Source organism: Bacillus sp. UNC41MFS5 (genome assembly GCF_000686805.1).
On record NZ_JMLP01000025.1, the window covers coordinates 26,938 to 45,892 of the forward strand.

Here is an 18,955-nt window from a genome sequence, read left to right on the forward strand (position 1 = left end):
TCCTCACATTATGCACACGTGAACATTTTTAGATATACCCCTTCGAAAAATAAAGGGGGTTCTTTATATCATTTTTTTTACCGAATCTCTAATAATCAGTTCGGTTTTTAAGAGAATCTTTTCAGCCTCCTGCTCATCTCCGAGAATAAGCGAAAGCATTTTTTTTGCACCATGAATGCTTATTTGTTCTATAGGACGTTTTACGGTTGTTAGTCTTGGCGTTGTATATTGTGAGAATCCAATATCATCAAAGCCAAACACGGAAATATCATCAGGAACTTTTAATCCTTTCGCAAATACTGCGTTCATTGCCCCAATGGCCATATCATCATTTGAACAAAATACTGCAGTCGGAGGAAGCCTCAAAGACAACAATCTTTCCATTGCCTGGTATCCACTTTCCATATCATAATTTCCATGAACCGAATACTCATTTTTTATGGGAATGCCGTACTCAATTAAGGCTTTCAGGTATCCTTCTTTTCGCTTTTGGGCTGATTTGAAGTTTGGGGTTCCTTCGATAATCGCTATATCACGATGACCGTTCTCAATCAGGTATTCCACTGCCTGGCGTGACCCTTCGGTATCGTTGCTTATAATATTGATGAGCTGATCTTCTTCAACCTCTCTGTTAAGGACAACGAGAGGGATTCCCTTTTGTAATACATGATAGATAAAGGAGTTGTCCTGGACACTTTGACTCATAAGGATAATTCCATCAAACCGCTGCGGATTAACACTGGAATAGTCTTGATAGTCATCAATTCCGCGAATGAACAGGTTATAATCCTGCGTTATGATGCTATTGACACCCTTAATCGTATCAGCAAGAAAACTGGCAGATGTACCATTACTGATGCTGGTTAAAAATAATCCAATTGTATAGGATTTCTGCATCACCAGACTTTTTGCATTAAAATTTGGAGTATAATTCAGTTGAGAGGCAATCTCAAGGATTTTTCTTTTTGTCGGCTCTTTAATTAACGGGCTGTTGTTAAGTGCCCTCGACACCGTTGTATGTGATACATTGGCTAATTTAGCAATATCCTTTATGGTAACCATCTTTGTAACCTTCCTTTTTCAACATCAAACCATTTAATTAAGGCCTTTTTCCCTTACTACTGCCTCTTCAGCATAAAATCATCCTAATAGTTTAATTTAGGCTTCCGGCTGGTTCTGTGATTTTAAAATTAAAATAGTCTTTAGCATTGTCATAGCAGATGCCTTGGACAATTGTGCTTAGCAGCTCAATATCATATGGGACTTCACCGTTCTCGACCCATTCTCCAATTAAGTTACATACAAGTCTGCGGAAATATTCATGTCTTGTATAAGATAAAAAGCTTCTCGAGTCTGTTAGCATTCCAATGAACTTGCTGAAGAGACCTACATTAGACAATGCCTTCATCTGGTCAAGCATACCATCCTTCGTATCATTGAACCACCATGCTGTACCAAATTGGATTTTCCCGGGAGTGTTTCCATCTTGAAAACTATTGATGACGCTGGCAATCACATAGTTATCGGTTGGATTTAACGAATAAAGGATCGTTTTGGGAAGTTTATTTTCTTGCTCCAAGGAATCAAGAATCCTTACCAATGGTTTGGCAATTTGATCATCATTGATTGAATCATATCCGGTATCAGGACCCAGCTGCTGAAACATTCTCGAATTGTTATTCCGATGAGCATTAATATGGAATTGCATCGCCCAGCCCAACTCTGCATACTGCTTACCAAGGAATGTAAGTGTGTAAGTCTTAAATTTCTTTTCGGCTTCCAGTGGAACCAAACTGCCAGATAACCTTTGTTCAAAAATTTGAGCCACTTCCTCAAAGGCGGCTTCTTCAAAGACCATGGAGTCTAATGCATGATCAGAAACAGTGCCTCCTGCTTCATGAAAGAACTGTACACGGGCTTCAAATGCAGCCAGATAATCTTCAAACGTGTTAATTTGAATGTTGGAAGCTTCCTCAAGTTTTTCAACCCACTCAAGAAAACCTTCGCGGTTTATTTCAAGTCCCTTATCAGGTCTGAATCCGGGTACAACACTAACCGGGAAATCCTTCTCCTCCTTTAACAGCGCATGGTATTCCAAGCTGTCGACCGGATCGTCTGTTGTACAAATTACTCGTACATTAGACTTCAGGATTAATTCACGGACAGTAAAGCCCTCCCCATTTAATAAAGCGTTCGTTTTTTCCCAGATTAAAGGTGCACTCTTTTCGTTCAAGATATCATAGATGCCAAAAAATCGTTGTAACTCTATATGTGTCCAGTTATATAACGGATTACCAATTGTCATTGGAACAGTTCTTGCCCACGCCAAAAATTTCTCGTAATCGCTGGCGTCCCCGGTAATATACTCCTCGGGTATCCCATTTGCCCTCATCGCCCGCCATTTATAATGATCACCATAAAGCCATGCTTCTGTTATATTTTTAAATCTCTTATTTTCATAGATTTCTTTTGGACTTAAGTGGCAATGATAATCAATAATCGGCATATCCTTCGCAACATTATGATATAAAGAGACAGCGGTTTCATTTTTCAATAAAAAATTGGGACCCATGAATTTTTCCACTTTAAGCACCTTCTTTTAGATATTTGTTAACGTTAACATTTTTCTCTAAATTCAGTCTAACAAATGAAGTAAAAAATGTAAATAAGAAATGATAACGTTAACATTTTTAAGAAACTAAATAGTTTTCTGTTCGCCCGCCGCAACCATTTTTGTTCTGCGTGTTACTACAACGTAAACAGCCATAAGTCCAATTAACTCACCTGTTGAAGGAGCAATAGCCCTAGCCTTGCCATAAAGGGCCGGATTTTCCCTTTTGCCAAGGCTGAACTCGTTATTTTACAGGGCCATTATGTTAATTCCATCGCCAAAATCATCTGCCTATTTTAGCTTTTTAAATTCGACCGGAGAATAACCGGTATATTTTTTAAAGCTGCTGCTAAAGTATTGCGGATTAGAGTACCCTACCATCTCAGCGACCTCATAGGTCTTCAAATCTATCTTCTGAAAAAGTTCCATCGCCTTTTTCATCCTCGTTTCAAGGAGAAAATCTCCAAAGTTAAAACCCTTTTCTACTTTAAAGAGATTACTAAGATAGGCTGGGCTGACATGAACTTCTTCTCCCACGGTTTGAAGGCTTAAATTGGGAACGTAGTAATTTTCACGAATGAAGTCGATTGCCTTATCAACCAGTGTGTGTTTTTGATTTCCATTTAATTGCTTTACAAACCCGGCTAAATCAACCGCAATTATTTTTATTTCCGAAAGGATATCATCAATGGTCTGCAATCTTACTACCCTGTTCTCGACATTTTCAAACTTTGTATCATCCCAGTTTTTTGCGATCTTAGATGATTCGTAAAATATTAAACTAATGATTCTAACCGCAAACAAAACGATTTCCTGCAAGGATACTCTTTTATTTGTCACAAGGTCATTTTTTACATTCTCTAGGAGCTCCGTCACTTTCTCCGGAAGACCGAGTGAAATATATCGAAATAAATCTTCTTCAATTTTTAATTGCTCAGCCACTTCCTCTCGGTTTGACGATTCTATTTCTTCAATAGAAAAAGCTTGATTGATCCCTACTACATGACGGAAGCCCATCGCTTTTACTGCTTCTCGATAGGAGCAGCAAACGTCTGCCAGTTTATGATAACTTCTCCCACTAGTGATGGTGATCGTCGTATGAAACTCTTTTTGTACAGTAGAAAGGAATTCATGTATTACGTTAGAAATAGCATCGGTAAAATCCTCTGCTGGTAAATCCGCCCCAAATAGAAAGACGGCAAAATGCTCAGTTTCAGCGTTTACAACGCAGCCCTCCATCTTAAAAAGCTCAAGGTTTTTTCGGCAATGTTCCATGATACCGTCTTTTACAGTTTCCATGTCTGCCTGACCTCCAAAATCTGTCTGGTCCATTTTGACATACAGTACCGCTGTATGGGTCCCCTTAGGCTCTATATCTATTTTACTAAACTCTTTAACTATTTCTTCATTCGTAAAGTCATTAAGGCTTAACCTTTTAAGAAACTGCTGCTGAATATAATATTGACTCTCGGTGATTTGATTTTCTTTCTGAAGCTCAAGATCTATTTCTAACGACGCTTGTTTCAGTTTTTCAATCAAATCACTAGTTTCAACTGGTTTAAGCAGATAATCATAAGCTTTTAATTTAATTGCCTCATGGGCATATTTAAAATCCTCATAGCCGGTTAACAAAATGACTTTTGTTTTAGGATTATGTTCTTTGATTTCTTTCGTCATTTCCAGCCCATCCATAAAGGGCATTTGAATGTCGGAGATGACAATATGAGGATTATGTTCTTTAATAATTTCAAGACCTTGTTCACCGTCGGCCCCCACACCAACCAATTCAAATCCATGTTCCGTCCAAGGTATCACACTGGATAACCCTTTACGGATAATTCGATCGTCATCAACAATTGCAACCTTATACATTAGTTAGGTCCCCCCTTGTTTTTGGGATCATTACCAGGGTCTTTGTTCCTGCTCCTGCTTCACTTTCAATCGATAACCCATAGGCTTCCCCAAAATGCAGCTTGATTCTTTCATGAACACTTCTTAGACCAATTCCAATGGTCGGGGAATTGCCCCTTTTGCTCTGAAGCTCTTCCTTTATGACACTTAGTTTTTCGCTATCGATTCCAGAGCCATTGTCGATTACTTCGAGGCATACCATATCGCTGATTTCATATCCCTTTATAATGATCTTCCCCTTGCCCCTTTTTTGCTTAACTCCGTGATAGATGGCATTTTCTATCAGAGGCTGCAGTGTCAGTTTTACAATTCTACAGGGTAACAGATTGGGATTGATATTAATTTCATAGGAAAAATCATCTCCATATCTCATTTCCTGGATGATAAGATAATTTTGGATATGAGCAATTTCTTCCTCTAAAGTGATAATTTCTTTCCCTCTGCTGATACTAATACGAAAAAAATTGGACAGTGCTGTAATCATACTGCTGGCTTCTTTATTCATTCCCATATCGGATAAGCCCTTTATGGAATAAAGGGTATTATATAGAAAATGAGGATTAATTTGTGCATGCATAATCGAGAACTCGAGCTGCCGCTTTTCATCCTGTTCTAGTCTAATTTGTTCCAGGAGCGTATTAATTTTAACCAATAAATCGTCCAATGCTGTTTTCAAAATTCCAATTTCTCTAGGACCTTTATGAGAGAAGGTAATATTTAAATTATTTTCATTGATTTGTTTCGTTTGCGAAACTAGGACAGAGACTGGATTGGTAATGTATTTAGCCAAAAAGTTAGCAATTAAAATAGCTATTGCTGTTAACATTAAAATAACAATTACTGTTACAATTTTTATATAATTGACTTTCTTTAATATCTCGTCCGTCGGGAATATAGCAGCCACTTTCCACTTATTCACACCGATTGTATCGTAGATAATCGTCATGTTCTTTCCAACTGCATTTTGAAACTCATATCGCCCTTTTTCATCCTGCAATGACTGCAGATAGCTTAATTCCTTTGAATTCAAACGGTATTTGTCTGCGACTGTTTTCGAATTAAAGGTTCCGTCCCGGCTGACAAGGGTAAGATAGCCATGTTCCCCAATTAATGATTTATTTAGAACGTTTTCAAAAAAACTCTTCCGTAAATTAAAGAGCAAGATACCATTTGCTTTGGATTTATCGTTGCCTATCAACTTAAAAACACTTACCACTTCTGATTTACTGGCAAAAATATCATCGAGATGCTCATTATGCCAGTAAAACCCTTGCTTGCTGCCACGATATTGTTCTGCATATTTCTTGTAAGGAAATTGATTGAAATTCTTCCGGAAATCACTGCGATATAAAGTAAATTTTCCATTATGCATATCAACAAGAATAGATTCGATAATCGTGTTGTAGTTTAGATGAATCACTTTCAATGAATTGTTCAAATAAATGTAATCGTTTGGATCCACCTCAGAAAATTCAGAATCTATCAGGTCTAATGTCTTCGGGTCGTTTGAGAAAGCAACCAGCCGTTCGAATACATCATAGAGTCTGTTTTCTAAATAGGACTTAGTCTGGAATACCGTATTATCTACACTTTTATAAGCATTTTCCTCAAGCTGGGTCACAGCCAGCTGATAGGAAATCCAGCCGGTAAATGCAATAAAAAATATCATAACCGGCAGAAATAACGAAATGATCGTGGATCGTAAGGAAAATAAAAAATATTTTTTAATAAATACGACGAATTTATTTCTCATAGGCAATATAGGAAGCGTTTCCAAATCAACAACTTCCTCTCCATTCCTTTTTCTACTATAATCTTAATATTAAAAATACATTATTTTTCTAGACTGGTAAATGGGTTTTCTCTCGCATCCTAAAACTTCCATCACAAAACGGCTGAAACCCATAAAAAATTTATGGGTTTCTTTACAGCCTATTCTAGTTTACCTGTACCCGCCTTAGCTTTTACAAGCGCAGGGACTGCCTGTGTCGGATGGATTTTCGTAAACAAGGCTGGTTCCCAGCCAACATTTTCATCTAGCTGGACTGTATGTGATTGATTAAAGGCATCTACTAAATCGACTTCATTCGCGGAGCTTTTTCCATTTACAAAAGATCCACTTTCATAAATCGAAGTGCCCTTCCAATCCTTGATAATTTCTCCAGGATCAATATCATAATCAAAATCAAAATAATTGTTCTCTGCATAAATTTTTGAGTTTACGCCAACGCCTAGAGCATAATCAAACTGATAATCTGAGTCTTTATTAAACTCATAGTAATTGTTGTAAACATGTACTTGGCCATAACGGACCCTTGGCAGTCTCTGTGTCAGGTTTTTGTAATAGTTATGGTGAATCGTGACCTTTAAGTGTCCCTCGTCGCTCTTTTTACTATCACTGGAGCCGATAAGCGAGGTCTTGTCATGATCCTCTAACACATTGTAGGAAATAGTTACATAATCAGCGCCATTCGTCACATCAAGCAACCCGTCATGCTGCTGGTAGGTTCTTCCAAAAATTTCCCCAAAGTCCTCATCATGATGTTCTCCATCAGTAAACTTGTTATGGTCAATCCAGACATGATGAGTGCCATTTGTTATCGTTACATTATCATATTCGGAGTTCCATTCACCAAAATCGCCGTCTGTCGGATCCCATTGAGGGAAGAAATCAACAGGTGCTTGAAATTCGATATTGCGGATAATGATATTTTCCACTCCGCTCATAATAAAGCTGCCACCGATTATTTTGGCATCATCGCCCAGTCCAATAATCGATGTGTTTGAGCCAATATTAACCACTATCTGCTGTTTTTGGTTCTGAGCGGAGCGTGCACGTGCATCCTCGAGCGGACCAAACACTTCCTTGTCGTGTCCCCATACAATAGGCTTATAGGCTTCAAGGTAGGCATTATAATCATACGCTGGATCTGCATAATACTCAGGTTCGATTGGATTGTTTTTTGAATCTACATTAAAGTCAATTGTACCTTTAACATAAATAATTTTAGGGGTGTTATCGATGCCGCCGCCAAGAGCCTTAAGAAGCTCGGCTTTATTTGTTACGGTAAAAACATGGCTGGCAACCGCGTTTGCCCCGCCAGTGGTTACCTTGTCATATGCGGCCCAGCCATCCTTCGGCGCAAGAACTTCCCTTCCCAAATCAGACGAAGATGCTGAAACCGAAGAAATACCCATTGCCAACAAAGATACCGCTAAAAGACTGCTAAATGTTTTTTTCATCCAGAACACTCCTTTAATTTATTATTTAATGATATTTACTAGTGCCATGCTGGCTAAAATAAAGGCACCAACACCATGAAGGTCATTTTCGGACACTGGACGAGAAACGTAGTAGTCATACACATCTGCGGAAGTTCCGATACAGATTCCTTTCATCGTCAATGAGTCACCATCGACTTCAATCATCTCATTTAATAACCCCTGGTATCCCTTGATTGCAGCTTCAAGGTATTCTTTACCCACGTACCCCTGCTCAACTGCCCTGGCAATGGTATAAATGAATAAGCTGGAGCAGGATGATTCCAGCCAGTTATCCTCAAAGTTTCCTTTGTCCACAATTTGATACCATATCCCGGTTTTTTCGTCCTGATAGTTTACAAGGCTTTTAATAAGACTTTGTAAGGACGAAATTAATTCTCCTCTTCCACTATAATCCTTTGAAAGAAGATCGAGGATATCAATCAGCGCTGTGCCATACCAGCCAACCGAACGTCCCCAGAATTCCGGTGAGCACCCTGTCACAGGATTTGCCCAAGGCATCTTTCTGCTTTCATCGTAGGCATGGTAAAGAAGTCCAGAATTTTCATCCTTCATATTTTTCCGCATGAGCTTTTCCTGATATAAAACCATGTCGTCTAACCCTTGTTCATTAAAGGCATTCTGGTACATCAAAGCAAAAGGACCCGCCATAAACAAACCATCCAGCCACATTTGATATGGATATTTGTCTTTATGCCAGAAACCTCCTTCTTTTGTTTTGTTCAAGGTATGGAATAACTGTCTTAGTTTATCTGCTGCTTTCTTATAACGTTGGTCCTTCGTCTCCTTCAACAAAGGATATAATAAAATCCCTACTTGTATAGAGTCCAGCTGGTCCCGCTCAAACAGGAAATTGCCCTCTTCATCTAGGAGATTATCAATATAGCTTTTAAGATAATCAAAATACTCTTGATTTTGAGTTTTCTCCCAAACACGCTGCATCCCGTAAAGGTAAACCCCCTGATGATAGTGCCACACATTTGCCGGCGGCAGTTCTTCCGGTGTAAACGTTCTCATCAATGTTCTAGATGCTTTTTCAGCCATCTCTAAAGCCATCTCTGCCGTTACATTTGTTGTTTTGGTTTCTGAATAACTCATGATTGTGCCTCCTGTTATTTCCGAATTATTTAATAAAATCTTATCGCTGTTGTGTAAAGATATCTAGAATAATAGATTCGTCCTCAAGGGTCTTCACACCATGTAATTTGTTGGAAGGCATATAGATACTATCCCCTTTTTCAACTGGAAGAGATAAAGCCGTCTCGAAAGTAGTTTCTAGACGGCTTTATTTTTATTGTTTATTTCTTGAAATGCTCATCGTATTTCTTTTGAGCGTCTTCAATGGCTTTTGCCCACTCATCAAGGAACTCTTCAACCGTCATTTTTCCGCTCATTACAGCCTGTGTTCCCGCATCAACTACTGTATCGAGAATGGATCGGTATTCAGGAAGATAGAACGGCGGCTTGTAAAGAATGGTATTAGGATCATCATAAACTTTGAAAGCTGTTTGAATATGTGGAGAATCCTTAACCCATTGTTCACTTAATACATCAGAGTTCGTAGGAATCTGTCCAACCTGCTGGTTCCAGTAAGATTGGCTGTCCTTTGAATTCATGAATGCCGCCAATTTCCATGCTGCTTCCGGGTGTTTTGTTGTTTTGAATACACTGATTCCGATCGTGTTTCCGCCTTCTGCTACATATTTGCCATCAGCTGTTTTTGGAAGTGGAATGGCTTGGAACTGATCTGGCTTTAATGCCTCTTTATGTTCGCCGAAAGAACCAATGTTATGCTGAACCATCGCAACGGCTCCTGTATCGAATCCAGCAATCATTTCTTTGTATCCGTTTGTGATATCACTTTGCGGTGTGTATTTTTTATACAGGTCAAAATACTTCTTAAGGAACTCAACATGCTCTTTGCTGTTGATTGTACTTTTACCATTTTTAATGTAGTCCTCTTTACCCGAGTAGGCATACATTAAACGCTGTAATTGGAACGAGCCGCCAGCTCCTCCGCGAATGGTATAACCATAGCGGTTGTTAGCTTTGTCAGATTGCTGTTCAACGGCAGTGAAGAACTCATCCCATGTCTCAGGAACTTTTGTCCCTTTTTCCTTGAACCAGTCAGGACGAACCCAAAGAATATCAAGGTTTTGTGTATATGGAATGCCGTATAACTTGTGGTCAGCAACGACTTCTTTGTTGAAGTCGATTGCACCTTTATTAATCTTGTCTTTATCTTCCCATTTACTATAATAGGAATCTAATGGCAGCAATGCCTCTCTCAGTGCAAATTCTGGGAGCCAGCTAGTCTGGACACTTCCTACATCAGGTGTATCCTCAGCAGCGATTGATGCATCGTACTTTGCTTTTGCTGAGTCTTTTGGCAGCCCGACATATTCGACGTCAATATTTGGGTTTTTCTCTTCAAAACGCTTGATTAATTCTTCCCAGATTGGTGTACGCTGCGGTCCAGCATTTTCATCCCAAAACGTTAGCGTAATTTTTTCATTTGGATCTGTCTTCTTTTCCTTTGTGCTTGCTTCTTTACTGCTGCCGGAATCGGAACTGCAGCCTGCAAGAAGTAATGAAGCAGCCATTGATGTAGCGGCAACTGTTTTCCAAAACTTTTTGTACACAAAAATCCCCCTCAATGATTGGTTATATTTGTTTTGATATTAAACCCTTGCATTATCCTTTGACAGCTCCACCCATGCCATTAACCAAATGCTTTTGTGCATAGGCAAACATTAGAACTGCCGGAATTAAAGCGATTACACTTCCGGCCGCCAAAGCGCCATAGTTGATATTGAATTCACCCATCATATAGCTCAGGCCGACTGGCAGTGTAAACTTGCCCTGCTGGTTTGTCAGCATCAAGGCGATCAAGAATTCATTCCAAGTGTAAATGAAGGTAAATACACTTGTTGCTACAATCCCTGGAATCAGAAGAGGAAAGATGACATAGCGGATGGCTTGTAGCTTGTTACAGCCATCCACCATCGCCGCTTCTTCAAGTTCCCTGGGAACGTTTGAGATGAAACCATTCATAAGTACTGTCGTAAACGGAATCTCAACAGCTGCATAGGTAATAATTAATGAAAGCGGGTTACTGATCAACCCCATATGCTTAAAGATAATAAACAACGGAATAATTAACATAGACCTTGGGATAAATTGTGTGCATAAAAGCATAAGAAGGAATGCGCGCTTCCCCTTAAACTTGTATCTGCTTAAGGCATAACCGGATAATGTTGATAGAATTAATACGATAAAAACTGTACATACACCAACTATTAAACTATTTTTAAAGTAAGTTGAAAACCCTACATTTGTCCACGCTGTAACGAAGTTTTCGATGGTCGGCGAGGCTGGTATGTATCCAAGCGGCCGCTTGACGATATCTCCTTCATGCTTAAAAGCGGTATTAATGGTCCAGTATAGCGGAAAGAGAGTAAAAGCGAGCATAACCAGGAGAGGCAGATTAAATGTCAGCAGCCGGTCCACTCTTTTTTGTTTATTCATGTTAATTCCCCTCCCTATCATATCTCGTAATGCGTAAATAGATGATTGCAAAGAGTAGTAATATACCAAAGGCAACAACTGTTAGTGCTGATCCATATCCAAAATTGGATCCGTGTACTGCCTGTTCAGCAATGTACATCGTCAAGGTTGTGGTACTGTGTGCAGGCCCTCCGCCAGTAAGGTTGAAAAGAAGGTCGACGTTATTGAACTCCCAAATGACACGGAGTAACGTTGTCAGGACAATGGTATTTTTCAATGAAGGCAGTGTCACATATAAGAACGATTTCACTCGGCTTGCACCATCCACTTTAGCCGCTTCATAAAGTTCTTCTGGAATACTTTGAAGTGAAGCGAGTAAGGTAATAGCAAAGAAAGGAACCCCTCTCCATAACTCAGCAATAACGACCGATATAAAAGCAGTAGTGCTATCAGCCAGCCATGCCTTGCTTTCACTGACAATCCCCAACCTTATGAAAAGATCATTGATTACACCCATATGTTCATTAAACATTAGGGACCACATTACAGAGGCTAACACACCCGAGATCGCCCAAGGAATAAAGGCAGCCGCTCTTATCATCCCTCTAAACTTAAATTTTTGATTAAGAAGGAGTGCTGCAATTAAGCCAAAAATCAACTGTAAGCCTACCTGAGAAACCACCCATTTAAAAGAGGTTAGCAAACTTGGAAGAAATAATTTATCCTCCGTAAAAATCTTCTTGAAATTGTCTATCCCGGCAAAACCGTTATAAAAGGGAGCGGATATATCATAATTTTGGAGGCTGTAGTAGAACACCGTCCCAATCGGATAGAACAAAAAGGTTACAATCATAAGTGTTGATGGCAAAATAAACAAATAAGGTATCCATTTTTCTAGTTTAAATTTTTTGATTGGTTTCTTATTCTCAGTAGAAACTACTGATACTTCCAGTTCTTGTCTTAGATTCATTGAATTGATCCTCCTTTCTTGTTTTTTATTTTAATCGAAAACGCTTACACTAAGAATCCAATATCTTTCACTGTTTGTTTGATTTTTTTAGATGTTCGCAACTTTTTAAATATTGTTTATATGTTCACGACAAAAGAAGGCAGCAATATGCAGCTGCCTTCTTTTCTTTTACGCTACTAGTTTATTTTAACCCTGGGGGCATTTTTTTAACATGGATGTCAAGCTTTGCCTCCAAGCCATGGTAAAATGCTGTAATAGTAGTTTTCCCTTTCTCGCCGGCTTGAAGATTGCCTCCCCGGTCTACTGCAGCAATGGCGATATCTTCACTCTTGAACTGAATTCCTGATGATAAAACTTTTTCAGAGCCATTAAAGAATCTAGCAACGACAACAAGCTTCGCTGATTCCCCTTCTCTTAACGCATCAGGGCCTTTAAGCTCCAATGACACAGGATCTGCTGGCAGTGCACCAACATAGCTTTTATTAGTATCAGCGCTATTTAGGAAACTATCAGGTGAGATACGAAGAAAGCTGCCATAAAGGATGTTTCCATCTATATCTCTTTCAAATTTGGAAGGTATCTCAAGATTGACAAGTTCTTTTGAAGAAACGACAATCCCCTCGTTGTTGGATGTTTTCGATCCGTCATAGAAGAAATTGGTCCTATCATTTTTACCTGAAATAAAATCCTTTACCGCTCCTGAAGCAGTTCGATAGGAAAGGTTGTTTTTAAAAGTCCCCTGTTCTTCAGCAGTGAAGTATGGATTGATCCGAAATACATAGTTAAATCTTTTATTATTAAAAGCAGTGTTATTTTCAACCACCATCTTACCTGGATTAAAATTGTCGGTAAAACCGTCCATATTATTGTCAAAGGCAATATTATTCCGGACAATATGGGCCACCGGCAAGCCTTCCCCGCCAAGTTTGAATCCATTTCCTGCGTTGCCATCTTCATTATAGCCATTGCTCAGTTTACCGTTCGCATAGGCGATGTTCCCCTCTAGCGTAATCGGCATATTGGCTCCTTCATTCGTACGGTTATATAAATCCCAGCCATCATCAATATTGTGATGAGCGATGTTTCCTCTAAAGACATTTCCGACACCGACACCCAGCTTGGCGGCAAATCCGTCTGCATTTTCATCAGAAATGTCGCGGTTATCATGTGATTCACAATTTAAAATCAGATTATACTTCGGCCAAAAGTCAGGATTGGAACTACTGCCGCTAATTTGCAGACCTGTATCACCGTTATAGTTGAACAGCATCTGTTCCACCACATTATGGTCACCGCTGACCCGCATTCCGCTTGAGGACGCTTTCGTAATCTGAATACCAAATAAGCGCCAGTAATCTCCATTTAATTGTAGGACATTACCAAGTTTCCCATGGCCGTCAATCACTACTTTTTCACCATTGTAAACCATTAACGTTTTCACTTTTTCTTTAGAACCGCTATATTCTTTCTTAATATTAATGATAGAAGCAGGGGTATAAACTCCCTCACGCATGTATATGGTTTCACCAGGTATCGCGAATTTAATGGCCGTTTCCAGGTCAACTGGGTCATCAATTGTTCCTTTAGCAGAACTAGTTCCTTTAGGTGATACAAATAAGCCTGCCCCGTTCGTATAAATTTTCTTGGTTACGGTAATGTTCTTGGTGATTGGGGCGGTTGATGGCCCTTCACTTGGTGTATAGGTAACGGTAAAATCGGTGGTTCCGTTATCCAATAATGTACTGAATGAATATACTTCATCCTTTTGAACCGCTGCCCCGCTCACTACTTCTTCTCCATCTTTTACTACTGAAATTGTACCTTTATAATTGGCAAGTGCCTTTAGATCATACTGTTGTGAACCAGATTCCGGCGCTGAAAGTAAGCTCATCGCTGGTTTGTCCGGTACAGGCTCGGTTGGCGGTGTAGGCACAGTATGGGCCTCACTAAGAGTCAGCTTTGCATTCTGAATCGTCATTTTGGCGTTTCTGGCTGCATAAAAACCAACATACATATGATCCTTGTCCATCACTTGAACAAGATCAGCTCCTTTGACTCTTTGTTCAAATATTTTTTCTTCAGCCAAATGAGTAAAGGTAGCAGACATGATAAATTCAGTGTCAGTCCTCTCAAGCCTTACCTTAACAGGTGTTCCAACAGGAATTTTATACTGTGAATCGGTTGTAAAAGGAGAGGCTTTTAATTGACTTCCGAGATTCCCCCATGGATAAAGGACACCTGTCCTGTAAATCGGAGCTACACCATTACGCATCATCCCGACTCCAAAAACATTAGAAGCCGCTGGAACTTCTTCATAACCAAGGATCATAGGGTCTTGCCGGGGTGCACCGATCGTGTCCCTGACCATAATCCCGGCACTTTCCTGACCATTTGGTCCAGCACCGGTTTCCGGACCGAACTGTTCGATCGTCATGTCAGCTTCCAAGACGAAGTTATGAATATTGGGATTGACCTTCGTATAGTAGAAGATTAAACCGTCGTGTCCAGGAGCCAGCTTTCCTCCCCTGCTCTCCAAGGTGATTTTTCCTTCAATGGTGCCTGGCTTTTCTGGTGCTGCATAGTTTGTACCAATTTTTTCTGGAAGAACATTTGCGGCAAAATTCAAATCAGTAGACTGGCCAAATGTAACACTTTGCCAAACTAAATTCTCATTTTGGGCTGGTTCCTGATTACCGCCTGTTTCTTCTGCATTTGCAGCTGGAATACTGCTGCAAAGGAAAAGCAAGGCAAGTAAAACACTTCGAATTTTGGTTAACGCCTTCATTTTTATCACTCCATATTAAATTTTATAATAATTTCATTGAATCCATTTTTGATAATCTTATAGAGTAACGAGGAAAAATATTGCCTGCCTTATTATTAATAGACAGGCAATTGACAGTAATTAACTACTCAACATTACTTACATTATTAAAAATAAATAGCGGTTCAGTTGAAAGAACACTTTTTGACTTACATCCCTCAATTTCAACCTCATTCCCGTTTTCCACATAGAAAGCCGGCCCTTCATGATTGCTTACTATTACCCGATGGAAGCAAATATTCGAAACATTGCAGCAATAAAAACCTCTTTGCTTCATTGGTTCAAGTTCCGCCATCATCGCAGGCAGCCCGGGTTCTGCATGTTCAGCCATTGACACAGAGACATTTTCAAATGAGATATCCTCCACGTACATTTCGGCAAGGCCGTAGAAGAAACCAGCAGCGGCACTCACGTCACGGGCGGTTATATTGGCAAAATGAATCCTTCTAAATACAGGTGTTTCCTTTGTAATCGGATATGGATTTTTATCCCAAACATATTTCTCTTCTCCCCGTGGACCCCAGTGGTAATATAAATTGGCGATAAAAGGACAGATGACACCCTTCATGATAATGTTATTGAAACGCACATCCTCAATTACACCACCCCGGCCCCTTCTTGATTTCAGCCGGATGCCACGGTCTGTTCCTTCAAAAATACAATTGCTTATTGTGACATTTCGGATATCCCCGCTCATCTCACTTCCAAATACAATACCGCCGTGGCCATGAATCATCGTACAATTGGTGATGGTAATATTTTCACAAGGAATACGTTCCTTTGTTTCCTCTGTACCTGCCTTAATAGCAATACAATCATCACCTACGTCGATATGGCAATCAGAAATGCGGACATTTCGGCAGGATTCCGGATTTATCCCGTCTGTATTTGGAGAGTCGCTCGGATTTTCAATCCGGATATTGTGGATCGTGACGTCTTCACAGCAAAGAGGATGAACAGTCCAGCTTGGGGAGTCCATCAGTTTCACTCCTGAGATCAGGACATGTTTACATTGGTCGAAACTAATCAGCTTTGGCCTTGGATATTGATTTTCCTTTCTCCGAAAAAGACTCCACCAATAATGCCCGCTTCCGTCCAAGGTACCATGACCGGTTACCGAAATATTTTCAGCATTATTGGCATAAATACAGGAGGCGTAGACTTCCCTTGTTACCCCCTCCCACCGGGATTGAACGATCGGGTAATGAGTTTCGTCAGGGCTGAATACTAGAATGGATCCAGACTCTAAATATAAATTCACATTGCTCCTTAAAATGACAGCGCCCGTAAGGAAGCGCCCGGCGGGAACATAAACGGTCCCGCCTCCTGCTTCCACACATGCTTCAATAGCCAGGGAAATTGCATTAGTATTATTGGTTTCCCCATCGCTGATGGCTCCAAATTGTTTGATATTATAAATACTCGATGGCGTTGGACTAATCATTATCTACATTCCTCTTTCCCAGCTGCAGCTTCTTTTTTCTGAAAACTTAGTGATCTGTTTATTTTAAAATGTGATTACGTAAAGGCACTAAATGGGATTCTTCAATTCCTACAAGGACAAGTCGGGCGATCTGTTCTGTACCAGCTTCTTGAAAATGGGTGTTATCTTGAACACCGTTCGGATAGTTCACATGCTCGCCGGCATCAAGCCAAAGGAAAAGGCCCTTCGTCCCTTCTGGACCAAGCTCCTGGAATAACGCCTTGCTCTTAGCGGTAAGATCGATAACAGGTACATTTTCTGCCAGTCCAAGTTCCTTCATGGCGGCAGGGTATTCTCCATGGGAATCACGTGCTAGCCCCTCTTCAGTAAAACGCCGGCGTTCAACAGGAGTCACGAGGACAGGAGTTGCCCCCTTTGCCCTTGCACCGTCAATGTATTGCTTTAAGTAACTTTTATAAGTGGAATACGGTTCTGTATAACGAGCCGGATCCTCTACCTTTTCGTCATTATGACCAAATTGAATAAACAGGTAATCTCCCTTTTCGATTTGATTTAAGATGGAATCGAGTCTGCCTTCATCAATAAAACTTTTTGAGCTCCTTCCTGAGGAAGCCTCATTTTTGACAACAATTTTATCATCAAAGAATCGATCGAACACCTGTCCCCAGCCAGCTCTAGGTACTAACGAGTTTTCATAGTTAGAAACCGTTGAATCTCCTACCAGATAAACCGTTATCCTGTTTTTGTGGGTGTTTTCATCGATAGCAGCTTTAGAGTGGAGATTTCCCAAAAACGTACTAACTGTTAATAAAAGCATGGTTACCAATAGAATCTTTTCTTTTAATTTCTTTCTCATGATACTCCTCCTCTATTTTTAAAAGTTACTCTTTAGGATTCCAGCCTTTCAGAACATTTTCAATGGTGTACCACTTGGCCTCCTCGTCCGATAGCTGCCTGCGATCTTCATTGATGACAGCTCCCGGGCCATAATTTTGGTATTCATAAAATCTAGCGTCTTTGTATGAAAAACCTGACATATCGGTCCAGCCTTGTGCTATGATATGCGGCCCGAGATAACTATTCATAAAAACCACATTTCCGATGGCATTGGGGTCTCCGCTAGGATGCCAAGGCCTGCCTAAATAAACGGTACCTGCTGGAGCATTGCTTAACAGCCTGGAATTAAGGAATAAGAATCCATATGGCTCGGTGATCAGTGTACTGGCAGCGGTTACAAATCCATTATTCGTTGTGGAGCCGTGGTCAAGGGAAAAAATCTCACATTCTTCAAAGACCGCGCTTGAACGCCCAAAGATGAAATCAACATCTCCCTCGATATAGGATTGGTAGAAATATTGCGTTCCGCCATTTACGTACAATGTATCCTGATTTCCAATAAACCGGGAATTTCTAAACGTTTGGCGTTCTCCTCTTGCGTAAACAGCTACCGCCTGCTTATTACTAACATTCACACTTTGCTCATCAAATGAATTTTCAAAGGTAATGTTTTCAGCGGTAAAATCATCTCCATAAACATAAACGCTCGCACTTCCAGTCGTTCCATAAGTTCCCCCGCCTGGCTTTGACTTACCAGAGTAGTTATCATAAGAAATGACAGTACCGGAAACGCTTTCACCTTTAAGGTAAATAAAAGGCTTATCCTTAGGGATGGTAACAAGTTCCTTATAAACACAATTTTCGATAAACACTTCCACATTTTCGGTATTATTTGCAGGAATTGCATCAATTGCCCCTTGGACAGTAGAGTAGTCTGCCAGGCCGTCCTTGGATACGGTCAATAAATTGGGTATTTCGTTCAACAGTGGTGTAATATCTTTGAGTTTTTTGTGATCATGGATCTTTAAAGTATTTCCATTGGTATCTGTGGAGTCTTCATTAACTACAGAGGCAACAATTTTGTCTTCCATGTTGATGGATTCTGAATTAATGGGGGTAGCGGATTCATAGAAGATAACCGTATGACCTTCTTTATTTACAGCCATCGCTGCTCTTTTTACCTCAAGATGGTCTCCATTTTTAAAAAAAGAGATGTCATTTACGTTAATGGATTCTAGCTTTCTGTCAAATGTAACAGCAATCTGGTTATGACCAATAAAACCTACTTCTTTCATTTTTACTTTATTACCTGGCGGATAAACGTCCGGAGATTCTGTTTCCATCTCTCCCGCTAGCATGCCTAAAATTTTTAACTTTTTCATGTAAAGACCGCTAATTAATTGAGTCGTATCCACAGCTGTAATTTCTGTTGCAGAAGCAACAGCCGGGGATTCAACATAGTTTGGTGCCACAGCAGATTCGGCAAAACTTAGATCTGGATGAAATCCACTTAGCATTGCTACTAATGTTACTGAAGAGAGAATCATTTTTTTGTTTCCCTTTTTAAAG

General features: G+C 40.0%; 13 protein-coding genes. All 13 read right to left on the reverse strand.

Annotation, left to right across the window (positions count from 1 at the left end; translation table 11 throughout):
• Nucleotides 1–63: 63 nt before the first annotated feature.
• Complete coding sequence (locus BR30_RS0113175) at nt 64–1,062, reverse strand: LacI family DNA-binding transcriptional regulator (RefSeq protein WP_026565420.1); 999 nt, start codon at nt 1,060–1,062, stop codon at nt 64–66.
• A gap of 91 nt (nt 1,063–1,153) precedes the next feature.
• Entirely contained in the window at nt 1,154–2,584 is a 1,431-nt protein-coding gene (uxaC, locus tag BR30_RS0113180; RefSeq protein WP_026565421.1) for a glucuronate isomerase, read from the reverse strand.
• Between the two features lie 318 nt (nt 2,585–2,902).
• Nucleotides 2,903–4,483 carry a response regulator transcription factor gene (locus BR30_RS0113185; RefSeq protein WP_026565422.1) on the reverse strand — a complete coding sequence of 527 codons (1,581 nt, stop codon included), beginning with the start codon at nt 4,481–4,483 and terminating at the stop codon, nt 2,903–2,905.
• Entirely contained in the window at nt 4,476–6,275 is a 1,800-nt protein-coding gene (locus BR30_RS0113190; protein WP_026565423.1) for a sensor histidine kinase, read from the reverse strand. Before BR30_RS0113190 ends, BR30_RS0113185 begins: the two co-directional genes overlap by 8 nt.
• 179 nt (nt 6,276–6,454) lie before the next feature.
• Nucleotides 6,455–7,765: a pectate lyase family protein gene (locus tag BR30_RS0113195; protein ID WP_026565424.1), complete on the reverse strand. Its 1,311-nt coding sequence runs from the start codon at nt 7,763–7,765 to the stop codon at nt 6,455–6,457.
• A 21-nt stretch (nt 7,766–7,786) separates the two neighbouring features.
• Complete coding sequence (locus BR30_RS0113200; protein WP_026565425.1) at nt 7,787–8,902, reverse strand: glycoside hydrolase family 88/105 protein; 1,116 nt, start codon at nt 8,900–8,902, stop codon at nt 7,787–7,789.
• 200 nt (nt 8,903–9,102) lie between these two features.
• Nucleotides 9,103–10,446, reverse strand: coding sequence for an ABC transporter substrate-binding protein (locus BR30_RS0113205; protein WP_026565426.1), 1,344 nt, complete (start codon nt 10,444–10,446; stop codon nt 9,103–9,105).
• Between the two features lie 52 nt (nt 10,447–10,498).
• Entirely contained in the window at nt 10,499–11,332 is an 834-nt protein-coding gene (locus BR30_RS0113210; protein ID WP_035445528.1) for a carbohydrate ABC transporter permease, read from the reverse strand.
• 1 nt (nt 11,333) lies between these two features.
• The gene (locus BR30_RS0113215) at nt 11,334–12,281 is read right to left on the reverse strand and encodes a carbohydrate ABC transporter permease (RefSeq protein WP_026565428.1); all 948 of its coding nucleotides are present in this window, start codon (nt 12,279–12,281) and stop codon (nt 11,334–11,336) included.
• Nucleotides 12,282–12,462: 181 nt separating this feature from the next.
• Nucleotides 12,463–15,066, reverse strand: coding sequence for a right-handed parallel beta-helix repeat-containing protein (locus BR30_RS33440; protein ID WP_051633609.1), 2,604 nt, complete (start codon nt 15,064–15,066; stop codon nt 12,463–12,465).
• Nucleotides 15,067–15,190: 124 nt separating this feature from the next.
• Nucleotides 15,191–16,549: a glycoside hydrolase family 28 protein gene (locus BR30_RS0113225; protein WP_035445529.1), complete on the reverse strand. Its 1,359-nt coding sequence runs from the start codon at nt 16,547–16,549 to the stop codon at nt 15,191–15,193.
• Nucleotides 16,550–16,607: 58 nt separating this feature from the next.
• Nucleotides 16,608–17,405: a rhamnogalacturonan acetylesterase gene (locus tag BR30_RS0113230; protein ID WP_026565430.1), complete on the reverse strand. Its 798-nt coding sequence runs from the start codon at nt 17,403–17,405 to the stop codon at nt 16,608–16,610.
• A gap of 25 nt (nt 17,406–17,430) precedes the next feature.
• Nucleotides 17,431–18,933 carry a pectinesterase family protein gene (locus BR30_RS0113235; RefSeq protein ID WP_231507710.1) on the reverse strand — a complete coding sequence of 501 codons (1,503 nt, stop codon included), beginning with the start codon at nt 18,931–18,933 and terminating at the stop codon, nt 17,431–17,433.
• Nucleotides 18,934–18,955 lie beyond the last annotated feature (22 nt).

What these genes read in the sequence shown, in the direction of transcription:
- BR30_RS0113175 (WP_026565420.1), bottom strand. Translation starts at nt 1,062, where the DNA reads ATGGTTACCATAAAGGATATTGCTAAATTAGCCAATGTATCACATACA.
- BR30_RS0113185 (WP_026565422.1), bottom strand. Translation starts at nt 4,483, where the DNA reads ATGTATAAGGTTGCAATTGTTGATGACGATCGAATTATCCGTAAAGGG.
- BR30_RS0113190 (WP_026565423.1), bottom strand. Translation starts at nt 6,275, where the DNA reads ATGAGAAATAAATTCGTCGTATTTATTAAAAAATATTTTTTATTTTCC.
- BR30_RS0113195 (WP_026565424.1), bottom strand. Translation starts at nt 7,765, where the DNA reads ATGAAAAAAACATTTAGCAGTCTTTTAGCGGTATCTTTGTTGGCAATG.
- BR30_RS0113200 (WP_026565425.1), bottom strand. Translation starts at nt 8,902, where the DNA reads ATGAGTTATTCAGAAACCAAAACAACAAATGTAACGGCAGAGATGGCT.
- BR30_RS0113210 (WP_035445528.1), bottom strand. Translation starts at nt 11,332, where the DNA reads ATGAATAAACAAAAAAGAGTGGACCGGCTGCTGACATTTAATCTGCCT.
- BR30_RS0113215 (WP_026565428.1), bottom strand. Translation starts at nt 12,281, where the DNA reads ATGAATCTAAGACAAGAACTGGAAGTATCAGTAGTTTCTACTGAGAAT.
- BR30_RS33440 (WP_051633609.1), bottom strand. Translation starts at nt 15,066, where the DNA reads ATGAAGGCGTTAACCAAAATTCGAAGTGTTTTACTTGCCTTGCTTTTC.
- BR30_RS0113225 (WP_035445529.1), bottom strand. Translation starts at nt 16,549, where the DNA reads ATGATTAGTCCAACGCCATCGAGTATTTATAATATCAAACAATTTGGA.
- BR30_RS0113230 (WP_026565430.1), bottom strand. Translation starts at nt 17,405, where the DNA reads ATGAGAAAGAAATTAAAAGAAAAGATTCTATTGGTAACCATGCTTTTA.
- BR30_RS0113235 (WP_231507710.1), bottom strand. Translation starts at nt 18,933, where the DNA reads ATGATTCTCTCTTCAGTAACATTAGTAGCAATGCTAAGTGGATTTCAT.